Raw genomic sequence first — 19,351 nt, 5'->3', positions numbered from 1 at the left:
GTTCCCGACTTGTCCATAATAAGAATCTCCCCATCCCCAGATGTCACCTTGGTCGTCAAGCACCAACGAATGACCCGCACCCGTAGCAATTGCTACGATTTTCGGGGTTTTCTTACCTGGTGCCTCAGCAGCCTGTACTGAAAGGAAGGTCGAAAATAAGGCGAAGCAAACGGATACCATGACAAGCATCAATCGAAACATGATAAATCTATCTCCCCTCACTCTTTTTCAATATTTTAGCAAATCAACTAGCAAAAGTAATCGGCACCATAAATGTTCACGATACCGAAAAATAAAAAAACACAACAGATTTCGCAGCTATCCGTTGTGCTTGTTTAACTATCGAACGCGTTCGTTCCGTATTTTCGTTATAGTCAATAAGTAAGCTTAGATAAGGTTACCTTAATGGCATCCCACTTAAGTCATGTAATCTTGGACTGATTGGTGGGGCGCTAATCTATACCTCCAGTTTTCCCCCTTTTTTCATCAGGGAACTTTTTGCAGTTTCAGGGGGATTTGTTCTTGATGCTCTCCCCGATCATCTGTCCATTTTATATCCATCTTCAATTCGGAGAAGTAGTATTCCAGCTGTTCATTCGGTGTATCTTTTGCTGGAAAGTCGGGTGAGAGGAGGTTCGGATATTCACGAAAAAGCAGTACTGGTTGCTTTTGATTGAATTCTTCAAAGTCAATGTGTTCGATATTTCCGCTCGGCTTGCCATTGACTAGATGAGCCTGGTAATACAGCTTCGTGACTTCACTATCCATTTTCTTTGTCAAATAAAATGGATAGACAACTGTTGTGTGCTCATTCTCAATCGGCCTGATTTCCATGACCACGATCCAATTATCGCTCTCCCCCGTAAATGTGTGAACCCAGTCGTCATTCGCAGAGCAACCGCCAAGAAGTAGAAACACCATCAGAAATAAGACAATGCGCCTCATCCCAATCCCCCCTCAGATGGTTAGGTCTTCAGACTACGGTCCCCCATCACTCTTGCTCATCCGCCCAATCCAAAAATCCGGACAACAGACTCTCTTCTTCCGCTTCATTCCCGCGTAGCTTTGTTTCTAACCGATCAATCCGCTTGCGATACGCCTCTGCGTCGGCCTTGGACCTGTTTCGCAACAGACTCCCGCGCTTCTTCCACTGCTCATACGCATGCCTTGTATAGTGTAAAGCCTTCTCCCAATCCTTCAACTGGTGCTCGTACAGCTTGGCAGCCTCAATATACACCTCTTCCGGTACATATCCGGTGGACTGAATGCACGACTCCCAAACAGTTAAGGCTTGCTGCCAATCCTTTTGCTTTTTGTGCAGATAACCGATAGCGAGCTTGGCCCGGTTACTCCACGCATGATCGCTGTCGGCGACGAGACGATAGCCTGCCATCGCAGCTTCCTGATCCCCAAGCGCATCGTACCATCTGGCAATTTCGTAGCTTTCCTCGGGAGATACCGTTACACTCCCTTGCCCTACCAATAGCCGCGTCATGTGAATATACATCGTGATCAGAGACAGGACGTCTGTCTCGTTATGCCGCAGCACGCCCTCGATAACATCAGGGTCTTGGGCATGCAAAAAGTCGAAATACCGCACCGGTGCCAAATAGCCGGGCAAATCATCCTCGCGAAAAACATCCAGCTTTTCCTGCTCGATGATGCCCAATCGGCACGATTCCAGCTCCGCCTTCCACAGTCTCCTCGCCCCGTGCAACAGGTCAAAATGACCAAAGGTAGGCAGAGCAGGCACTTGATCGCGCACCAGCGTATGTCTCGTTCGCACTTGCGGCCAGTCAAAGGACTTCCCGTTAAAGGTCACCAGATGCGAGGACCTTTGTGCTTGCTCCAAAAACGATTGGTACAACGTCACCTCTGCATGCGGGCCCGGGAGAAAATGCTGGCGCACCACGACGTGTTCCCCCTCGAAGCGACTGTATCCCAAAAGAAAAATCGCATTGCCTGCCCCACCTGACAGCCCTGTCGTCTCCGTATCGAAAAACAACAAGTCTTCTGGTTTCCTGCCCGCAGCGGACAGCGGATGCTCTCGACCAGCCGTTTCCCACATACGAATCGCCTCATGCAGCTCGGAAAAGGCGTAAGCCCCATGCTGCTGATCGATCGGATAGCGAACCTCGCGAATCATAACGTACTCGTCATCCCAGATGTAGGGCGATGCCTGCATTTCCTTCCACTTGTCGGCAAGAGGGATCTGTAGCTCTGCGCTGCTAGCCGCTGGTACAGCTGCCCTCAACTCTTCCCCCGAATCTTTCTCGTGAATGGGCGGTTCCGATTCGACTGCTGGCGCTACCGCTTTGTCCGTTTCCAGAGAGAGATGTCCCTTCATCCGTTGCAGCTTGGATTTAAGAGACATAAGTACTTCCTCCTTGAGCAATTCGCAGCAAGGTCATGGCTAGCCCCTTGCTGCCGTCATCTGTCGCTCCCACACAAGATGGACATCCTGACTCACACGGGCAAGAGACAATCATCCGCTCTGCCTGTGTCAAAATCGTCTCCATTTCCTTATACACTTGCTCGCTCAAGCCGATGCCTCCCGGATAACGGTCGTACAGAAAAATCGTAGGCTCCTGCGAATGAACGGCCTTTCGTTGCGGTATCACGTGCAGGTCCATCGGATCGCACATGACAAACAGCGGAGCTACGTGCTGCAACACATGCGCCAAACCGACCAAGCCGCGTTCCACATCCTCTGTCCCAATCTCGCCGAGCAGCGCTTCAGAAAAACCGATCCACGCCGCATTTGTATGCAGCTCCTCTTCCGGCAAATGAATCGGTCCCGAGCCGATGTTTTCATGCGTCTCGAACTTGATTTTCTTAAAGATCGTCGCCATCGCATTCACAGCCACTTCGCCATATGCCAAGGTGCTCTGCGCATGACGACGGGACTGATCCTGCTCCAATACCTTCAGCGAGACGGCCAAGTTGGCGTCCGTGTAATAATCGACTTGGACTTCCCGGACATACGCCTTCTTTTCTTCGTAGTCCAGCTTTTCCACCTGGAACTGCGTCCCCTGATGCAGGTAGATAGCCTCGTCATGCAAAAGCGTCATGGAGCTGAACCGGTCCATTTCCCCGATGACACGCTCATTTCCCCGTTCACTGATATCGATGATCACGACATTTTCCTGCGAGGCTGACCGCAGACTGATGTTGTGGGCCGGGAACGAATCGTTCATCCAGAACCACTTGCCCCGCGAGTAATGCAAGACCTGTTCCTCGGTCAAAAACTCCAGAATTTCTACGATTTCCGCGCGACCGAATGTATCTCCCTCACGAAACGGCAGCTCGTATGCCGCACATTTGAGATGATCGACCAAAATGATCAGGTTATCGGGATTGATCCGCGCTGTCTCAGGACTGCGGTCGAAAAAGTACTCCGGATTGGCAATCACATACTGATCCAACGGCGTGGAGCTGCCGACCATAACGACGACGGATTCTCCCTGCCGTCTTCCCGCCCGTCCTGCCTGCTGCCATGTGCTTGCGACCGAGCCCGGATAGCCAGTAATGACACATGCCTGCAACTGCCCGATATCTACCCCGAGCTCCAGCGCATTGGTGCTGACCACGCCCATAATGTCGCCATTGCGCAAGCCGCGTTCGATCTCTCTGCGCTGGCTCGGCAAATAGCCGCCGCGATACCCTTGGATCGTTTTTGGCCCGAGCTTGCGGCGAATCAACTCCTGCAAATACGTGAGCAAAATCTCTACACGTACACGGCTTCTCGCAAACAGAATCGTCTGAATACCATTGGTCAAAAACTGCTCGGTAATGTCTCGCGCCTCCAATGTGGCACTGCGTCTAATATTGAGCTGCTTGTTGACCACAGGCGGATTGTAGAAAAGGAAATGCTTGATGCCAGACGGAGCTCCATTGTTGTTGACCAGCTCTACCTCTTCTTCTGTCAGGGCTTCCGCCAATTGCTTCGGGTTGGCGATGGTAGCCGATGTGCAAATGAATTGCGGATGACTTCCATAAAAGGCGCAAATGCGCTTCAACCGCCGAATGACATTGGCGACATGACTGCCAAAAACGCCGCGATATGTATGCAGCTCGTCAATGACGATGTATTTGAGATGCTCGAAAAAGGACACCCACTTGGTGTGATGGGGCAAAATGGCGGAGTGCAGCATGTCTGGGTTGGTGATGACGATATTTCCTGCCTTGCGTACCATCTGCCGGATATTTGCAGGCGTATCACCGTCGTATGTTTCGGACTTGATCGAAAGACCCATTTCCGTAATCAGCTCGTGCAGCTCTGACTTTTGATCCTGCGCCAAGGCCTTGGTTGGGAATAAGTAAAGAGCCCGCGCTTGCGTGTCTTCCGATAACGTCTGGAGAATCGGCAAATGATAGCACATGCTTTTGCCTGAAGCCGTGGGCGTAACCGCTACGATGTGTTTGCCTTCGCGCACATGGCGAAAAGACGTTTCTTGATGCGTGTATAAGGAGGGAATGCCTCTATTCGTCAGGGCATCTCGAATGCGTCCGTCCAGTTCACTCGGAAATGGAACAGACTTTGCTTCACGAGCAGGAATGACCCTCCAATGCGCAATGTTATCGCGAAATCGTTCGTCTGTTTTTATGTGATCCAATATGGCTGCGATATTTTTTTTCACATTCATCTTCGTCACCTTCTTGCTACCATTTTACGAATGGACGTTCGGCATGTAAACATGGAATAATGATCCACACGTTGAACTCAAGTTGTGGACGACATGGAGCAGTATAGATACTGGAAAAAATAGGCTCTAAAATGATTTAATATGCGAAAGTCGAGTTTAAGGCAGATTAGCTTTTCAATCTCTATCATGATTAATTGGAGATGATTACCCTTGATCGTAGAATTAGTAATTCTCCCTTTGATATTTGCTTTGCTATTACCTATCGCATTCGGTGTAAAAAAAATTACAGTGCAAAATGATAAAATAATTGAACTTCTAGAAGAATTGAAAAAGCGTTAAAAGCTATTTCTAAAAATCGCTATGAGAAGAATCTTGTTCGTTCCCATCTGCGTGCCGACGAAAAAAAGCAATCAGATCAACCTTCCCTTGATCCGATTGCTTTTCTTTATGGGAGTGCTTGTATGTGTTTCTTATCTTGTATGAAAAATGGACCGTCTTTTCCTTAAAAGAACTGTAAAGCAAGTTAATGAAACAAGGATGCAAGATGATGCTCCAGCACTTTCGTGATCCGTTCCCCATTGACACGCTCTGGCTCGAGATAGGCATGCAGTGCCAGACCATCGATGACGGCATAGAGCTTCTCTGCTTCCATCTCTTTGTCCAGCTCTTTGCGTAATAAATTCAGTTGATCAGCAGAGTCCAACAGCTTGCGGACGCCGGCATAGATCCCGTCATGCTGTGCGTCAAAGCCTTCTTTCTTGTGTCGGAAGTACACGGTAAAAGCAAACCATACTTCCATTTCGACCATCTTTTCTTGATTCGTAGGGAGAAGCTCCAAAAAGATTTTGGTGATTTTCTCTTTTGGCGCCCATTCTTCATTGGCGGCGATTTCGGCAATTCGAGCTGTCGCCCTCTCTTTTACGAGCTGCATGGCATACATCAGCAGTTCATCCTGTGTTGCAAAGTAATGTCGCAGTGCACCTAATGAAAGTCCCGCTTCTTTTGCAATGCCCCTTACCGTTGCCCCCTCCATTCCTTGCTCGACAATGACACGCCACGTTGCTTCTGCTATTTGTTCTCTTCTTTTCTCATGATCGATTATTTTTGGCATAGTTGTATTTTAACAAGATTGGCAAGGGACAAGCAACCTTAATGGTACAGTTGTATTATTTTAAAATCGATGATAAAATTCTTTTTGTTAGCACAACTGTATTACAAAAACTTCTCATATAGGAGAAGAAACTTCCGAAAAGGGGACCTATACTAGTGAATTTTGTTGCATGGATGATTGTCACATGCGAAATTGCATTTTGGGTGGTCATTGTACTTGGCCTTTTCACAAGGTACGTGCTCAAACAAAAAAAGGCCGGGCTTTTTCTTCTCGCCCTGACGCCTGTTGTTGATGTAGTTTTGCTCATCGTTACGAGCTTGGATTTGTATCGTGGGGCTACCGCTACGATTCCTCATGCGCTGGCTGCTGTTTATATCGGGGTATCGCTTGCGTTTGGGAAAAGCATGATTCAATGGGCGGATGAAAAATTTCAGCAGTACGTCACAAAGCAAGGTACGCCTAAACCCAAGTTATACGGCATGGAGTATGCCAAGCATTACGCAAAAAGCTGGTTTAGACATCTCTTCTCCTATGTAATTGGGGCGGCTCTCTTAGCAGGGACCATCTACTTTATCGATGATGCGGAACGAACTGCTTCTTTGTGGCATATTCTCCGGCTATGGACCGTTGTTCTGGGGATTGATCTGTTGATTACAGCCAGCTATTTTCTCTTTCCAAAGAAAGATAATCGAGGCACCGTTTCCAAAAATGATTGGTGAGAGGCTTATCTGCTAGCTTTCGTCTTCGCTGTCATCCTCACCAAATGCAAATTCAATGTAAATAAATTGAATCACCAGCTGGCATATTTGATCATTTTCATCCAACCCAAAATAAACAGGATAGGCTCCGTCTCCAAATCCCGTCTGAATCATCGGAATCGATAAATCGGTGCCTGGTATCGTCCAGTTTATATAGTCTCCAGCGCTTCTTTGGTATTTTGGATGGTCTTTGTAACTTTGTGCGAAAACATCAGCAAAATAATCATCATAAATATTGCCCTCTGGATTCTCTTTTTTCCACCTATCATAAAATTCCAGATAAGCATCTCTCGTTTTGACATCTACCACAGTAGCAAGGCCTGCATCCACATTAAAGCCAAAATATTCACCTTCCTCTAGATTTTCGAGATCCTCGTCTCCAATGAGGGCTTCCGTAAATTTTTGGGGAGTTTTATCTGTAAACTCTACCTTAGCAGCTGCATACCGGTAATGGTCTTCTTCGACAGTTACCACACAAACGGTTAATGGGAAGGTTCCTGTAGGGACTTTTTGAAAATACGGGGCACTATTTTTCTCCAGATACACAAGCGGATCACGAACCATGATGTCTCCAGTGGGAATCGTTATTTCTCCCAATGAAAGCAAGTTGATTGGTTTCCCACTGATCTCCGTTGATGTGAAATAGGTGTGTAAATCAACAAGGGGCGCTAACTTCTGTTTATTTTGTTCATATCGTGCTAGCCATTGCTCATTCGGAATCTTATTCATCTTTAACCCATCCTAAAATTGTCTATTTGTAAATCACTCCTAAAATTATACAAAATCACCCATAGAAACGGTAGAACGGCTTTGATGTTTGCATAACGGGCAAGCTGATGCATAGGCATGTTTAGTGGATGAAGTACGACAAAACCTATGCCTGTCCAAGGATGAAGGAGGTTGCCCCCGAATGAATCCGCCAGACAAAGGGAATCAAATTCCTCAGCCGATGAGAAGTGACGGGACCGGATGGGTCGATCTCGGTCCACGGAACGTCATGCGTGATCGGCAAAATCCGAATATGCTAGTTCCTCCCGTCACAGATGCGGGCTTGCTGCCCAATCTGAAATTTTCCTTCTCAGATGCGTTTATGACATTAAATCATGGCGGGTGGTCCCGTGAAGTCACCATACGCGAGCTGCCAATCGCCACTACACTTGCGGGTGTAAACATGAGCCTGACGCCAGGCGGTGTGCGCGAGCTGCACTGGCATCAGCAGGCGGAATGGGCCTACATGCTGCTCGGCCGTGCACGAATTACATCCGTTGACCAACGCGGACGTAATTTTATCGCAGATATCGGCAAAGGCGATCTATGGTATTTCCCTCCCGGCATCCCCCACTCGATTCAGGGACTTGAGGAAGGCTGCGAGTTTTTGCTCGTTTTCGACGATGGGCATTTTTCCGATCTGAATACACTATCGATCTCTGATTGGTTTGCTCATACGCCACCAGATGTGCTTTCCGCGAATTTCGGTGTGCCTGAATCAGCTTTTGCCGATATTCCCTGCAAGCAAGTGTACATATATCAGGACGAGGTTCCTGGTTCCATTGAAGCAGATGAAGTAGAATCTCCGTACGGAACCGTCCCCCTCCCTTTTTCCCATCGTTTACTCGCCCAACGCCCTCTCATTACACCTGGAGGCAGCGTGCGAATCGTCGATTCCCGCAACTTTCCGATCTCGAAGACAATCGCGGCAGCACTCGTAGAGTTACGTCCCGGTGCCATGAGAGAGCTGCATTGGCATCCCAATAATGACGAGTGGCAATATTACATTTCAGGCCAAGCGCGGATGACCGTTTTTACCGGAAACGGAAACGCCCGAACTTTTGACTACCAAGCAGGTGACGTCGGTTACGTTCCTTTTGCAACGGGGCATTACATCCAAAATACCGGGACCGAAACGGTGTGGTTTTTGGAAATGTTCAAGAGTGACCACTTTGTCGACGTTTCGCTGAATCAATGGATGGCGCTCACCCCGCATGAACTCGTCGCTTCCAACTTGTGTATAGGTCCTGAATTGCTGGATGCTTTGCGCAAGGATAAATGGCCTGTCGTCAAATATCCTGGATATGGCTATGTCCCGTGACTACAAGAAGAGACCAGCCCGAATGGACTGGTCTTCTTACTACTTCTCTATTTTTGGGGTCTTGTAGCTCTTCGGTTGCTTCAGACCACGCTGCTCCATGACCTCTCGCAGTCGGTCCGGGTAATCCGTAATGATCCCGTCTACGCCATCGTCGATCAGTTTGTTCATCGTAGGTGCGTCATTGACCGTCCACGGAATTACCTTCATCCCGACCTTGTGCGCGTCTTCTACCATTTTCTTCGTGACATAGGGCACGTAATTCTCGTCGGTGAATTTGCCGTTCTGTGGAGAGCCATGCACGGGGGAGATGGCATCTGCACCGAACGAGTGTGCCGCCGCCACGAGGTCTCCTCCAAAGTCGTCAATGTCGATTCCGCCCAACCACGGTGAAGCTCCCGGTTGACCTGGCTGCAAGAATTGCGCACCGTTCGTCAGTGCCACAATCGGCAAGCGCGGCTCAACCTCTTTCATGCGCATAAGCGCCCCCCAGTCAAAGCTTTGGATCGATACCCGATCAAGCATCCCGGCATCGCGGACTTCGCGAGCGACGATCTGCACGAAATCTTCACGCGGAGCGGTTTGCTCTGGTGCTCCCGCCTCTACCTTCGTCTCGATATTCATCCACACATGATTGGCCTTGTAGTCTTTGACGAGATCAAATACATCACTCAACAGCGGCATCCCGGCACCTGGGCTTGGACGCTGCTCTGGGTATTGCGGCAATGTCTGTGTGCCACAGTCCAGCGTGCGTACTTGGTCGAGAGTGAGGTCCTTTATGTACTTGCCAACGTACGGATACTCAGGATCACCAGCGAAAAGTGGGCCTGTGTCTCGGCACTTGGCACCCGAAATCTTGCGGTCATGCGTAATCACTGCCTGCTTGTCCTCCGTGATTTGCACGTCGAGCTCGAGCGTGCTCACCCCTAATTCAAGGGCATGGGAAAACGACGCCAATGTGGACTCTACCGTGAGCCCGAGTCCGCCGCGGTGAGCTTGAAGATCGAACTCTTTTGGAGAGGTTTTTGACCAGTGAGGATTGCCAGCGGCAGAAGCAATTGGTGCTACACACACCATAAGGGCAGCAGTTGCTATCATTACTTTGTTTCTCATCATTTGCTTCACTCCTTAAAGTATGGCTTACCGTTTTCACTATAAATGAATGATGTAAATTTCTATTCCTATCTCTATTAAGTAATCATGAAAGATTTATTTACCCGAATAATGGAACAGCGGCGAGCTAAGACCTGAACATAAAGTCTTAGACTCGCCGCTGTTTTATTCAGCTATCGTATCCCTTTCACTTTATCATCCATGAATGGACGCTTGACTGGAAGCCGCATTGGCATCCTTCAGGTTGCGGTTTTTCACTCCTAGCGATAAGACGAAACAGATAAGCAAAATCATACACGCTAGCGCATACGGATAGTTAATATCTATATCGAATAAAAATCCAGCTACGATCGGACCTGCAATATTCCCAAGACTGGTAAAGGCTGAGTTAAGGCCAGCAACATACCCCTGTTGATCCTTTGCAAGCATCGACATTTGGGTACTGATGGCCGGTCGCAAAATATCGATCGCCAGAAATACGATAAAGGTAACCGCAAAAATCATCCAAAATCCGTGAACAAACAGCGTCAGAACAATAAACAAGCCAGCAAAGAGCAGACAGACCGAAATGACCTTTTTCTCGCCAAAGCGATTCATGATCCAGCTAAAGGCAGTAAGCTGGACCACTGCGCCTGCTATTGACCCGAATGTAATGATAAACGCGATATCTTTCGGCTCAAATCCAAACTTATGGTCGACAAACAATGAAAAGACCGTTTCAAAATTAGCCAGTCCGAAAGACATGACAAACACAATGATCAAACTGAAAAAATAAGGCTCTCGATAGGAGTACATTAACTGGGAAAGAAGACTGCTTCGTTGTTTTTCACTAGAATGTGAGTCAGATAATGCTTCTTCCGACGGTTTCGATTCCTTGAGGATGAACAACGTGATGCATGCAGCAATCAGTCCTGCAATTCCCGCGGTATAGAAAGGTGCGCGAATACCAAATTCAGCAATGTATCCTCCTATGCCTGGACCGATAATAAAACCAGTCGTAATGGCTGCCGTAATATACCCCATCCCGGCCGCTCGTTCTTCATTCGTTGTAATATCTGCTGAGTAAGCCATTACAGCCGGCATAATCAGTGCGGCACTAATACCGCCTAACAACCTAGAAACAAACAGCAGGACCGGAGAATTCGCTATACCGAACATCCTTTCTGAGATAGCAAACACGACCAAGCCAATCACAATGATCTTTTTTCTTCCGAATGAATCGGCCCATCGCCCGGCAATTGGGGAAAAAAGAAGCTGCGTCAGCGAAAAGGCTGCAACTAACAGGCCGATTGTCCCCCCAGTAATTCCCAAACTCTCCATGTACTTTGGCATAATCGGTATAACAAGCCCGATCCCCGTAAAGACAAGGAAAATATTGAACATCAGAATCAGTAGGGCTCCCTGATTTTTTAATAATAATGCCATTTACGATTCCTCCAATCTAGTACCAAAACACTGAATATCCATTCTAGATAATCGTGTAAAAAAAGCTAGCGGGACGGTTTGACAATGCCAAATAAAAACACATCCATCGCTAACCGAAAAGTTGCCAGCGCTTCCTCTCGTTCCATTCGCCGCGAGTGTTGATTTAAACCAAACATCAGGCTGTCCAGGATAATGGCGACTCCGGTTACATTCGTCATTTCAAATTCGCCGTTATCAATCCCCTTCTGGAGCAGCTGTTGATTAAAGTCAATATAACCTTGGATCATTTCGTTGATGCGCTCCTCCACATCCGAAGGCTTATCCGACATGTCGAAAAATTCATCAGCAGCCTTGGTCAGCGGATGGTTCATAAAATCGGTCGCAAAATGTTCAGCCATTCCATACAATTTATCGATCGAAGTCGTGTAGAGCTGTTCTTTGGTCAGCCATTTCTCTTCCCATTCGCTGTTCCAAGCTTCAATCAGATGTAAAAATAGCCCTTCCTTGCTCTTGAAATGATAATAAATGTTACCGCCGCTGTATCCAGTAGCTTTCACGATATCTTCTATGGATGTGGCCTTGTAGCCTTTTTGCATAAATAAAATCCTGGATGCATCCGCTATCTTCTTCTTTGTCTGCTCCGTTTGCTGCTTCTTTTTATTCAATGGTCCTTCACCAACTTCCCATCCAGAAATACTGAACTTTCATTCAGTATTATAAGGGTTACAAACATAGTTGGCAAACCTTCTTTGGTTTGAGTCAACATAGTGGAGGAGAAGAAAAAGCACAGGTCTCTTCGACTCTGACACGCCAGCTGGGGGATTCACTGGTCGTCTCCACTTTAAAAAGGGGACCGTCGAGCCAAAGCCACCCTACGGGCGGAAGCTTCTCATGGAAGAAGTGTTCGACAAGCGTGGTCCCCTTTTTAAAGTTCCGACTGGGTTGGCGTTGTCAAGGTCTAGGAGCCCTGTGCTTTTTCTTCTCACCAGCTTTATTGGTTCGTTTAAGGCCTTTAAAAACTTAGGATGATAATGACTGCCTACCTATCTAAAGTATGGACCCACGGAATTTATACTTTCCAATATGATAAAAAAGCTGGCGTCAGTCTAAGCCAGCAACAGACCGCACAAAGCCCCCGTAACCACAACCACCCATGGCGGCAGCTTCCAATGCTCCAGCATGATAAACAAAATAGCCGCTACGATAAAATCCGGCGGAGCAAGAATGGTACTCGTCCAAATCGGATCGTACAGGGCTGCAAGTAAAATACCGACGACTGCTGCATTCACACCCACCAGCACTCCTTGAATTTTGGAATTTCTCCTCAAGGAATTCCAGAACGGCAATGCGCCGATGACGAGTAAAAAGGCCGGTAGAAAAATCGCAATCGTAGCTACTACTGCACCGACTCCTCCTGCAATCATTGCTCCCAAATAAGCGGCAAACGTAAACAATGGCCCTGGTACCGCTTGTGTAGCCCCGTAGCCCGTCAGAAAAGCTTCTTGCGTTACCCACCCTGTCGGGATCACCTCTCTCTCCAGCAAAGGCAGTACAACATGACCTCCGCCAAAAACAAGTGAGCCCGCACGGTAAAAGCTCTCAAACAACGCTAGCAAGGAAAAGCCTGTGCTCTCTCGGAGGATGGGCAGCACAAGCAAAAGTCCGAAGAAAACAATCCAGCAGGCAATTGCTAGTGCACGACTGATCGGCACACGAAATTCTGGGAGCTCCGAAGCTTTTTGCTGCCGGAAAAAAAGCAGTCCTGCTATTCCTGCTAGGATCATGACTGTGACCTGACTCCATGCAGAATGCCACAGTAACGTGATGGTAGCAGCGCTGATCGCGATCGTCACCCGCGTTCGATCCGGGGCAAGCTTTTGTCCCATCCCCCATACGGCATGAGCAACAATCGCAACAGCTACTACTTTTAGACCGTGAATCCAAGAAGCACTGCCACTGTCAACACCTTGTAAAGTGAAAGCAAATATCAGAAGCGCCAACACCGAAGGCAGAGTGAAGCCGATCCATGCAGCAACCCCTCCCCACAATCCGGCTCGCATGATCCCAATTCCGATCCCTACCTGGCTGCTTGCGGGACCAGGGAGGAACTGACAAAGCGCAACCAAATCTGCGTAGCTTTGCTCATCCATCCATTTTCTACGTCGAATGTATTCGTTGTAAAAATAACCGAGATGCGCGATGGGACCGCCGAATGAAGTCAAACCGAGCTTGGTAGAAACAAGCAAAACTTCCATCACAGACCCCCATCTACTTTTTTGGGGCTCTATTCCTTCTGGGAGTTTATATTCCACTTCGCTGCTCACCTCCAGTTTCCGCTTTCATCATACAGGCTATTTATCGCTTTTACTATTGTGTTCATTGTAAAAAATTCGTAAAAAAAGGCTCCGCATCGATACGGAGCCTAAACCCTACTATTCCATTCGAAATACCGGTCCTCTCGCCACGAACGGCAGATTACTCCCCTTCGGCAGCATGATGGCATGACTCCGGGTTACTTTGATCCGATCGCATTCCCCATCGGTAATGATCAAAATCGGTCCGTCCTTTGGAAAATCGGTTGCTTTCTCCAGCATGTCAATGCCCGGCTGCAGGATCGTTCCCCCGCGTCCTTTTACTTTGACGCGGCCTGCAATGTCCTCGGGAGAAAGGTAGCCCGCATCATACGCCTGCGCATCACAAAAGACCACGCGCGCATACGGAACATCTCGCGCTTCACTGTAGCTCGCGATCGCCCCCAATGCCTTGCCGAGCAGCTTGGTATCCATCGAGCCGGATGTATCAATCACGACGCCAAACGTGCGTGCCAGCTGATCCGTTTCCCGAAAGCTCCAGGCAGGACGGGCAATGTCAGGCGTAGAGGACTGTCTACGGCTTGCCCTTGCATAGGTGCGGCTCTTTTCCAACGGAGGAAAATGCTCGTCAAACCAACGGGCAAGCTGAACATCCCACGGAATCGGCGGTTGTCCCAAGGCGCGAATCTCTTCTACCAACCCCGCAGGCAAAAGCCCTCTCCCTTTCTCTTGGTGGTAGATCAAGCCTTGCGACATCGCATTGCGATAAAAGTCATCCAACGTCGTTCCCGGACCCTTTTCCCAAAAACGCGGATCGTCTCCATCCAGAATATCGCCCATCCCGATTCCTCGTAAGGTGTAGAGCTTGCGATACGTACGCATGTCCGTCACGATTCGATCGTAAATGGCCTCTGCCGAAAGTCCCTTCAAGTCTGGGTCGTACAGTCCGCCAATTTGCGGAAAACGTCCGACACCGAGCTCCATCAGCCATTGATTGATCACGTAATCGCAGCTGACATTCCAGTAATACGGGTCCCGGCCTTGGCAACGCTCATGGTGGCGAAGCCCTGCGTGCAACAGCTCATGTGCCATCACGAATTTGCATTCCTCTTCATCCAAACCCGCCGCAGGATTGATGAAGATTTCGTTGGATGTTACATCAATGGCTGCCACCGAGATTTGCAGCCGCTGACAGATCTGTGAATCCTCGATAATCGTGAAATGACTCGCTAAGGAAGCCAGCAATGGATAATGATTGATGAACCAGCGCTTGGCCTTTTGTGCCTCAGACAGCTGGTTCTCTTCATTCCCGAGAGCATCGGAATAGCCGCCCGCTACGCTGACAGCACTTTGCACAGCTTGCGCCAGCCCGATCCCTAAGAGCCGCTCCCACTTCACATCTCGATTGTAGGTGTACCGGACGTATTTATCCGCGAACAGCATATCTGCCTGTTTTTCTCCGCCCGTTCCAAACAGCTTCAAATGCTCTGGCACCCCGTGCTCTACGAACCAGTCATACAGCTCTTCTTCGCTCTTTCCCGATTTATCCAGCTCAAAGGCCATTTCAGCAGGAGGCTTCCCCAGCTTCATGTCTCTCAAAAAACGCGTAATATAGCAATCGCATGCAATGTTCCACAAAATCGGCTGCTCTTTTTCCACAAAATGTCCGAAGCCCAAATGCAGCAGCGCATGTGCGAGAACATAAATCCATTCCCCGACTTCCCCTCTGCGCTTCGGATGCGCGTACAAGCTGCCTTCCCGGGTCACGACTACCCAACCGTTATCCGGACAAATACTTCGCTCGGAACGATAAAAGTGCGCTCGCGAGGACAGCGGACCAAACATCGGGTGATGACTCAAAAAATGGACGGCCTGCTCGTAGTTTTGCGTCGCCGGGTCGTTTTGAACTCCTCTGGCCATTGGCTATTTTCCCTTCCTGTCCATAGCCAGACGCGGTAAATCACGAATGACCTCCACAACGAACCAATCTGGCAATCCGTCGCCATCCTCGTGCCGCGCGACTACCATTTGCGCCATTTCCAAAGAGATGGAAGAGAGCTCCTTCAAGAGAGCTTTCGCCCGGTGCGCGAACCGTTTATGCTGCTCCCCCAAGGAGGCTTTATCCGCTGGCAGTTCTTTTTTAATCTGCGAACGGAATGAATCGGACAGAAAATACAGTACGTCCCGATCCTCTGGAGCCGTCGGGAAGGAAGCTTCTCCCTCCAAAATACGGTTGAGCTGGTATTTGCCTTGAATGTTCTTGTGAAAAGCCCGAAATTGAGCAGCATGCTGGGGCGTCAAGCATCCGAAGGCCAGTACCCCCACCATCTCTGACGTCAAGTTCTCACCGAATTCGTTCAGGGCATCAGAGAGCATGTGCCAGGAACGCGGAGTAGAAAACGGTTCCTCGCTCTTCGGTGGCTGCGACCACAAATAGTCCGGGCGCACCTCCAAAAATTGCAGCACGTAGGAATGGATGCCGTTACTGTACGCCCAATTCATCCATTGTTCATACGAGACTAGCAATTGCACATGGAACATCCGGTTGATCAGAGCAGACGACATCGGTTTGACAATCGCGCTATCCTGCGCACGGTTTCCTGCTCCAATCACAATGGACCCTTCTGGCAGATGGTACTCCCCGATTCTCCGCTCATGAATCAGACTGTAAAACGCCTTTTGCACTTCTTGCGAGCATGCATTCAATTCGTCAAGAAACAAGCAGTACGGTTCTTCTCGCGCAATTTGCGCAGGTGGGCAAAATCTGCTTTTCCCGTCTACGATCTGTGGGACACCGATAATATCCTCAGGTGCCAGCTGACTACCCAATAACGATACGCAAGGCAGGCCCACCTGCTCAGCAAACGCCTCGACAAGAGACGACTTGCCGATACCCGGTGCGCCCCAAATAAATACTGGACGAGCTACCGCAACGTTTAGCAGCACATCCATCAGTTGATTTTGCGTTACTTGAATTCCTAGATTCATTTCATAACCTCTCTTGTTTGATTGATTTTTGCAGCAATCTACCTCTTTCCATGATGGATTTCCATTGACTAGAGCGACCGTCACACCACAAATATTTCCTAATATTACAAGAAGATTGAATAACGGGCAAGAAAGAAAGGCACCGCATGGTAAACCGTGCCTGAATAAAAACAATAAAACCGACGAATTCCCTTATGCATGATATCGGAATAGGATGAAAAGACATAAATAAAGGAGGACGTTTTATTTGTCTCAAGCAAATATCCCCAGCATTACACCGCTGTTTACCATTACACAAAGCCAAGTCGTAAACTTGCTACTCGCATCCTTCGCTTTGGAGGAACTTGGTTTAAGCCATATCATTAACGCAGAGGCGGAGAAGCTTCAATATGTCCTTGGTACGCTTCCAGGATTGACAGGTCCCCCTGCAACCATTAGTGATTTGCTAAACGTGAATTCCAGCGTAGTAAATACGCTCAAAGAGATCACAAAGAAAGACATTCTGCTGAACAACAAGCTGAATTCCGTATTAACAGCATCGTTTATTGCGAGTCTGACAGGACCAACGGGAGCCACTGGAGCGACTGGACTACCAGGAGCAACCGGACCAGGCGGAGTGGGAACAGGAACAACAGGGGCAACAGGTGCTACTGGCGCTACTGGCGCTACTGGCGCTACAGGTACTACAGGTACTACAGGTACTACAGGTACTACAGGTACTACAGGCGTTACTGGTACTACAGGAGCCACGGGTGTAACAGGCGCGACGGGGACTATTTCCAGTGTTTTCGGTAACTTCTGGCTATCCTCCGCTATCGATATTTCGCCAAATACGATCGTCCCGCTTAATGTATCGAATGCAGACAATTCACTTGGCTTTTTACTCGCTGGCGGACAAGTGACCGTACCTGCAAGCGGCATCTACCTCATCAGCTATCGTGTTACTACTGCACAGGAGAGTGAAGTGTCATTCATTATCAGGAGGAATGGCACCAATATTACGGGATCTGCTGGAACGTCAAGCAGTGCGGATAGTGCAGTGGATGGAAATTCATTCGGTATGGTTACCTCTTTCACCCGATTTGTAGCAGGAGACATCGTAGACATATTCCGTATGGGAGGTATCGCAGACCAGTTTTTGCAAAGCTTCGCAGACGGAACGACGACGGTGACCGGCTTCCTCACTTTAGTGAAGATTGCCGACTAAACCAAACATAAATCATTACGCCACTCGGAGCACAGCTACGACTCGATCCTGGCTGTCGTTGCGAGTGAAGCTCTTACTTCGGACAAGCTCGGCACTCCTCCTTATGTAACATTCCTTTTTTTACCACGTCACATAGGCAAAGGGGGAATAAAAAGATGAGAAAAATTGTGAAAACCAGTGGCATCACCATGTTGGTCGTATCCTTGGTCGGATGCAGCTCGAGCGAGCAGTTCGTATCAAGAAGCGAAAACGGAAACAAACCAGCAGCATCTGTTGCGCAAAGCCAAAACAATCAGGTAGCCTCCAGTCCAAGTCCTCCCAGCCAACTAGCTGATTACGCCCTGAAAAAATCGGCCGATCCCCTCCCCAATGACATGTACTTCAAAGATTACGGCACCAACCAATTTGTCACGACGGCGAAGGACCGCCTGTCTACTTTTGCCGCTGATGTGGACACCGCCTCTTACACCATGATGCGCCATTTTATAAAAGACGGTACTCTCCCGCCAGCTGAAGCCATTCGGGTGGAGGAATTCATCAATTTCTTCCCCACTTCGTATCCCGCGCCTACCAATCAGACATTTGCGATCAAAGCCGATAGTGGCCCCTCTCCCTTTCAAAAAAATCTTCAAGTAGTGCGAATCGGGATCAAAGGAAAGGAATTAAGTGCAGAAGAGCGGAAGCCCGCTAATCTCGTCTTTGTCATTGACGTATCTGGCTCGATGAATCGGGAGAACCGATTAGAACTGGTGAAAAAAAGCTTACATGTCCTTGTCGATCAACTCCAACCTACAGATTCAGTAGGGATCGTCGTCTACGGATCAGAGGGACGCGTTCTTTTGCCCCCAACCTCTGCCGAAGACAAACACGCGATTTTATCAGCCATCGATGAACTGCAACCCGAAGGCTCCACCAATGCGGAAGAAGGGCTCGTGCTCGGTTATGAAATGGCGGCCCGTTCCTTCAAGCCTAGTGCCATTAACAGGGTGATTTTATGCTCCGACGGGGTGGCGAATGTAGGAGAAACAGGGGCCGAGGGCATTTTGCGTTCGATCGAGGACTATGCGCGAAAAGACATTTACTTGAGCACCTTTGGCTTTGGCATGGGAAACTATAATGATGTTCTGATGGAGCAGCTGGCGAATAAAGGAGAAGGCAACTACGCCTACATTGATACGTTTTCGGAGGCTCGCCGCATTTTTACGGAATCATTGACGGGCACCCTCCAAACGATCGCTCGTGACGTAAAAATTCAGGTGGAATTCGACCCTAAGAAGGTAGGCTCGTATCGCTTGATCGGCTATGAGAACCGCGATGTCCGCGACAAAGATTTTCGCAACGACAAGACAGATGCGGGGGAGATCGGCGCTGGCCATAGTGTGACCGCTCTTTATGAAGTGAAGCTCGCTTCCCCTGCCCATGCAGATATCGGGACGGTTCGCGTGCGCTATCATCATGCCTCTTCCCAAAAAGTAGAGGAAATCTCCGAGTCTGTGAAGATGCAAAATGCCTTGTCTCCAGAAGTGGCGTTCCTTGCTGCTGTAGCAGAATACGGGGAAATATTGCGGGAGAGTCCGTATGCCGAAAGAAGTTCCCTTGCCGATGTACTCAAACTGGCGGAAGCCACAGCCACCGGAGAGGAACAGCTCGAATTTGTCCGTTTGGTTAAAGACAGCATGGCAATCAGCAGGAACTAATGCTTGTT

Annotated in this window: 16 protein-coding genes (1 of these 16 only partly in view); 4 read left to right on the top strand and 12 right to left on the bottom strand. The window is 48.8% G+C overall.

All coding sequences use genetic code 11. The features are described from left to right. From EL268_RS03820 to EL268_RS03800, 5 genes are all read right to left on the bottom strand, one after another. On the bottom strand, window positions 1-201 hold the 5' portion of the coding sequence (locus EL268_RS03820; protein WP_106657371.1) for an RCC1 domain-containing protein. The gene continues 1,128 nt to the left of window position 1, outside the view; only the first 201 of its 1,329 coding nucleotides appear in the window; its start codon is at window positions 199-201; its stop codon lies beyond the left edge, outside the window. A gap of 285 nt (window positions 202-486) precedes the next feature. Next, window positions 487-945, bottom strand: coding sequence for a hypothetical protein (locus EL268_RS03815; protein WP_106657370.1), 459 nt, complete (start codon window positions 943-945; stop codon window positions 487-489). 46 nt (window positions 946-991) lie between these two features. Next, window positions 992-2,374: a ribonuclease H-like domain-containing protein gene (locus EL268_RS03810; protein ID WP_106657369.1), complete on the bottom strand. Its 1,383-nt coding sequence runs from the start codon at window positions 2,372-2,374 to the stop codon at window positions 992-994. Beyond that, complete coding sequence (locus tag EL268_RS03805; protein ID WP_047069536.1) at window positions 2,364-4,646, bottom strand: DEAD/DEAH box helicase; 2,283 nt, start codon at window positions 4,644-4,646, stop codon at window positions 2,364-2,366. Before EL268_RS03805 ends, EL268_RS03810 begins: the two co-directional genes overlap by 11 nt. Window positions 4,647-5,169: 523 nt before the next feature. Then, window positions 5,170-5,757, bottom strand: coding sequence for a TetR/AcrR family transcriptional regulator (locus EL268_RS03800; RefSeq protein WP_106657368.1), 588 nt, complete (start codon window positions 5,755-5,757; stop codon window positions 5,170-5,172). Window positions 5,758-5,912: 155 nt separating this feature from the next. Between EL268_RS03800 and EL268_RS03795 the strand changes: the two genes are divergently transcribed. Next, on the top strand, window positions 5,913-6,476 hold the full coding sequence (locus EL268_RS03795; RefSeq protein ID WP_106657367.1) for a YEATS domain-containing protein: 564 nt from the start codon (window positions 5,913-5,915) through the stop codon (window positions 6,474-6,476). Window positions 6,477-6,488: 12 nt separating this feature from the next. Here the strand turns inward: EL268_RS03795 and EL268_RS03790 are convergent, their stop codons facing one another. After that, window positions 6,489-7,244 (bottom strand): DUF4241 domain-containing protein, encoded by a 756-nt coding sequence (locus EL268_RS03790; protein WP_106657366.1) that lies wholly within the window; start codon window positions 7,242-7,244, stop codon window positions 6,489-6,491. A gap of 181 nt (window positions 7,245-7,425) precedes the next feature. Here EL268_RS03790 and EL268_RS03785 point away from each other — a divergent pair, with 181 nt between their 5' ends. Then, window positions 7,426-8,604, top strand: coding sequence for an oxalate decarboxylase family bicupin (locus EL268_RS03785; protein WP_106657365.1), 1,179 nt, complete (start codon window positions 7,426-7,428; stop codon window positions 8,602-8,604). Window positions 8,605-8,643: 39 nt separating this feature from the next. Here the strand turns inward: EL268_RS03785 and EL268_RS03780 are convergent, their stop codons facing one another. From EL268_RS03780 to EL268_RS03750, 6 genes are all read right to left on the bottom strand, one after another. Continuing rightward, the gene (locus tag EL268_RS03780) at window positions 8,644-9,717 is read right to left on the bottom strand and encodes a glycerophosphodiester phosphodiesterase (protein WP_106657364.1); all 1,074 of its coding nucleotides are present in this window, start codon (window positions 9,715-9,717) and stop codon (window positions 8,644-8,646) included. Window positions 9,718-9,909: 192 nt separating this feature from the next. Beyond that, window positions 9,910-11,139, bottom strand: a complete 1,230-nt coding sequence (locus tag EL268_RS03775; protein ID WP_106657363.1) for an MFS transporter — start codon at window positions 11,137-11,139, stop codon at window positions 9,910-9,912. A 65-nt stretch (window positions 11,140-11,204) separates the two neighbouring features. After that, window positions 11,205-11,804, bottom strand: a complete 600-nt coding sequence (locus tag EL268_RS03770) for a TetR/AcrR family transcriptional regulator (protein ID WP_106657362.1) — start codon at window positions 11,802-11,804, stop codon at window positions 11,205-11,207. A gap of 441 nt (window positions 11,805-12,245) precedes the next feature. Beyond that, on the bottom strand, window positions 12,246-13,394 hold the full coding sequence (locus tag EL268_RS03760; RefSeq protein WP_106657361.1) for a chromate transporter: 1,149 nt from the start codon (window positions 13,392-13,394) through the stop codon (window positions 12,246-12,248). A 177-nt stretch (window positions 13,395-13,571) separates the two neighbouring features. Beyond that, window positions 13,572-15,371, bottom strand: a complete 1,800-nt coding sequence (locus tag EL268_RS03755; RefSeq protein ID WP_106657360.1) for a vWA domain-containing protein — start codon at window positions 15,369-15,371, stop codon at window positions 13,572-13,574. A gap of 3 nt (window positions 15,372-15,374) precedes the next feature. Beyond that, window positions 15,375-16,439 (bottom strand): AAA family ATPase, encoded by a 1,065-nt coding sequence (locus tag EL268_RS03750; protein WP_106657359.1) that lies wholly within the window; start codon window positions 16,437-16,439, stop codon window positions 15,375-15,377. Window positions 16,440-16,686: 247 nt separating this feature from the next. Between EL268_RS03750 and EL268_RS03745 the strand changes: the two genes are divergently transcribed. Together EL268_RS03745 and EL268_RS03740 are read left to right on the top strand one after the other, a co-directional pair. Further along, window positions 16,687-17,646, top strand: coding sequence for an alpha-helical endospore appendage domain-containing protein (locus tag EL268_RS03745; RefSeq protein WP_115984486.1), 960 nt, complete (start codon window positions 16,687-16,689; stop codon window positions 17,644-17,646). A 155-nt stretch (window positions 17,647-17,801) separates the two neighbouring features. Further along, window positions 17,802-19,343, top strand: a complete 1,542-nt coding sequence (locus EL268_RS03740) for a vWA domain-containing protein (RefSeq protein WP_106657357.1) — start codon at window positions 17,802-17,804, stop codon at window positions 19,341-19,343. Window positions 19,344-19,351 lie beyond the last annotated feature (8 nt).

The organism is Brevibacillus brevis (assembly GCF_900637055.1).
GTDB classification, from domain to species: Bacteria; Bacillota; Bacilli; order Brevibacillales; family Brevibacillaceae; genus Brevibacillus; species Brevibacillus brevis.
Note: the sequence above shows the minus strand (reverse complement) of the source record. Positions and strands in the feature narration are given on the sequence as shown.

Coding starts and splice junctions, on each gene's coding strand:
- EL268_RS03815 (WP_106657370.1), bottom strand. CDS start 945: ATGAGGCGCATTGTCTTATTTCTGATGGTGTTTCTACTTCTTGGCGGT.
- EL268_RS03810 (WP_106657369.1), bottom strand. CDS start 2,374: ATGTCTCTTAAATCCAAGCTGCAACGGATGAAGGGACATCTCTCTCTG.
- EL268_RS03805 (WP_047069536.1), bottom strand. CDS start 4,646: ATGAATGTGAAAAAAAATATCGCAGCCATATTGGATCACATAAAAACA.
- EL268_RS03800 (WP_106657368.1), bottom strand. CDS start 5,757: ATGCCAAAAATAATCGATCATGAGAAAAGAAGAGAACAAATAGCAGAA.
- EL268_RS03790 (WP_106657366.1), bottom strand. CDS start 7,244: ATGAATAAGATTCCGAATGAGCAATGGCTAGCACGATATGAACAAAAT.
- EL268_RS03785 (WP_106657365.1), top strand. CDS start 7,426: ATGAATCCGCCAGACAAAGGGAATCAAATTCCTCAGCCGATGAGAAGT.
- EL268_RS03780 (WP_106657364.1), bottom strand. CDS start 9,717: ATGATGAGAAACAAAGTAATGATAGCAACTGCTGCCCTTATGGTGTGT.
- EL268_RS03775 (WP_106657363.1), bottom strand. CDS start 11,139: ATGGCATTATTATTAAAAAATCAGGGAGCCCTACTGATTCTGATGTTC.
- EL268_RS03760 (WP_106657361.1), bottom strand. CDS start 13,394: ATGGAAGTTTTGCTTGTTTCTACCAAGCTCGGTTTGACTTCATTCGGC.
- EL268_RS03755 (WP_106657360.1), bottom strand. CDS start 15,371: ATGGCCAGAGGAGTTCAAAACGACCCGGCGACGCAAAACTACGAGCAG.
- EL268_RS03750 (WP_106657359.1), bottom strand. CDS start 16,439: ATGAATCTAGGAATTCAAGTAACGCAAAATCAACTGATGGATGTGCTG.
- EL268_RS03740 (WP_106657357.1), top strand. CDS start 17,802: ATGAGAAAAATTGTGAAAACCAGTGGCATCACCATGTTGGTCGTATCC.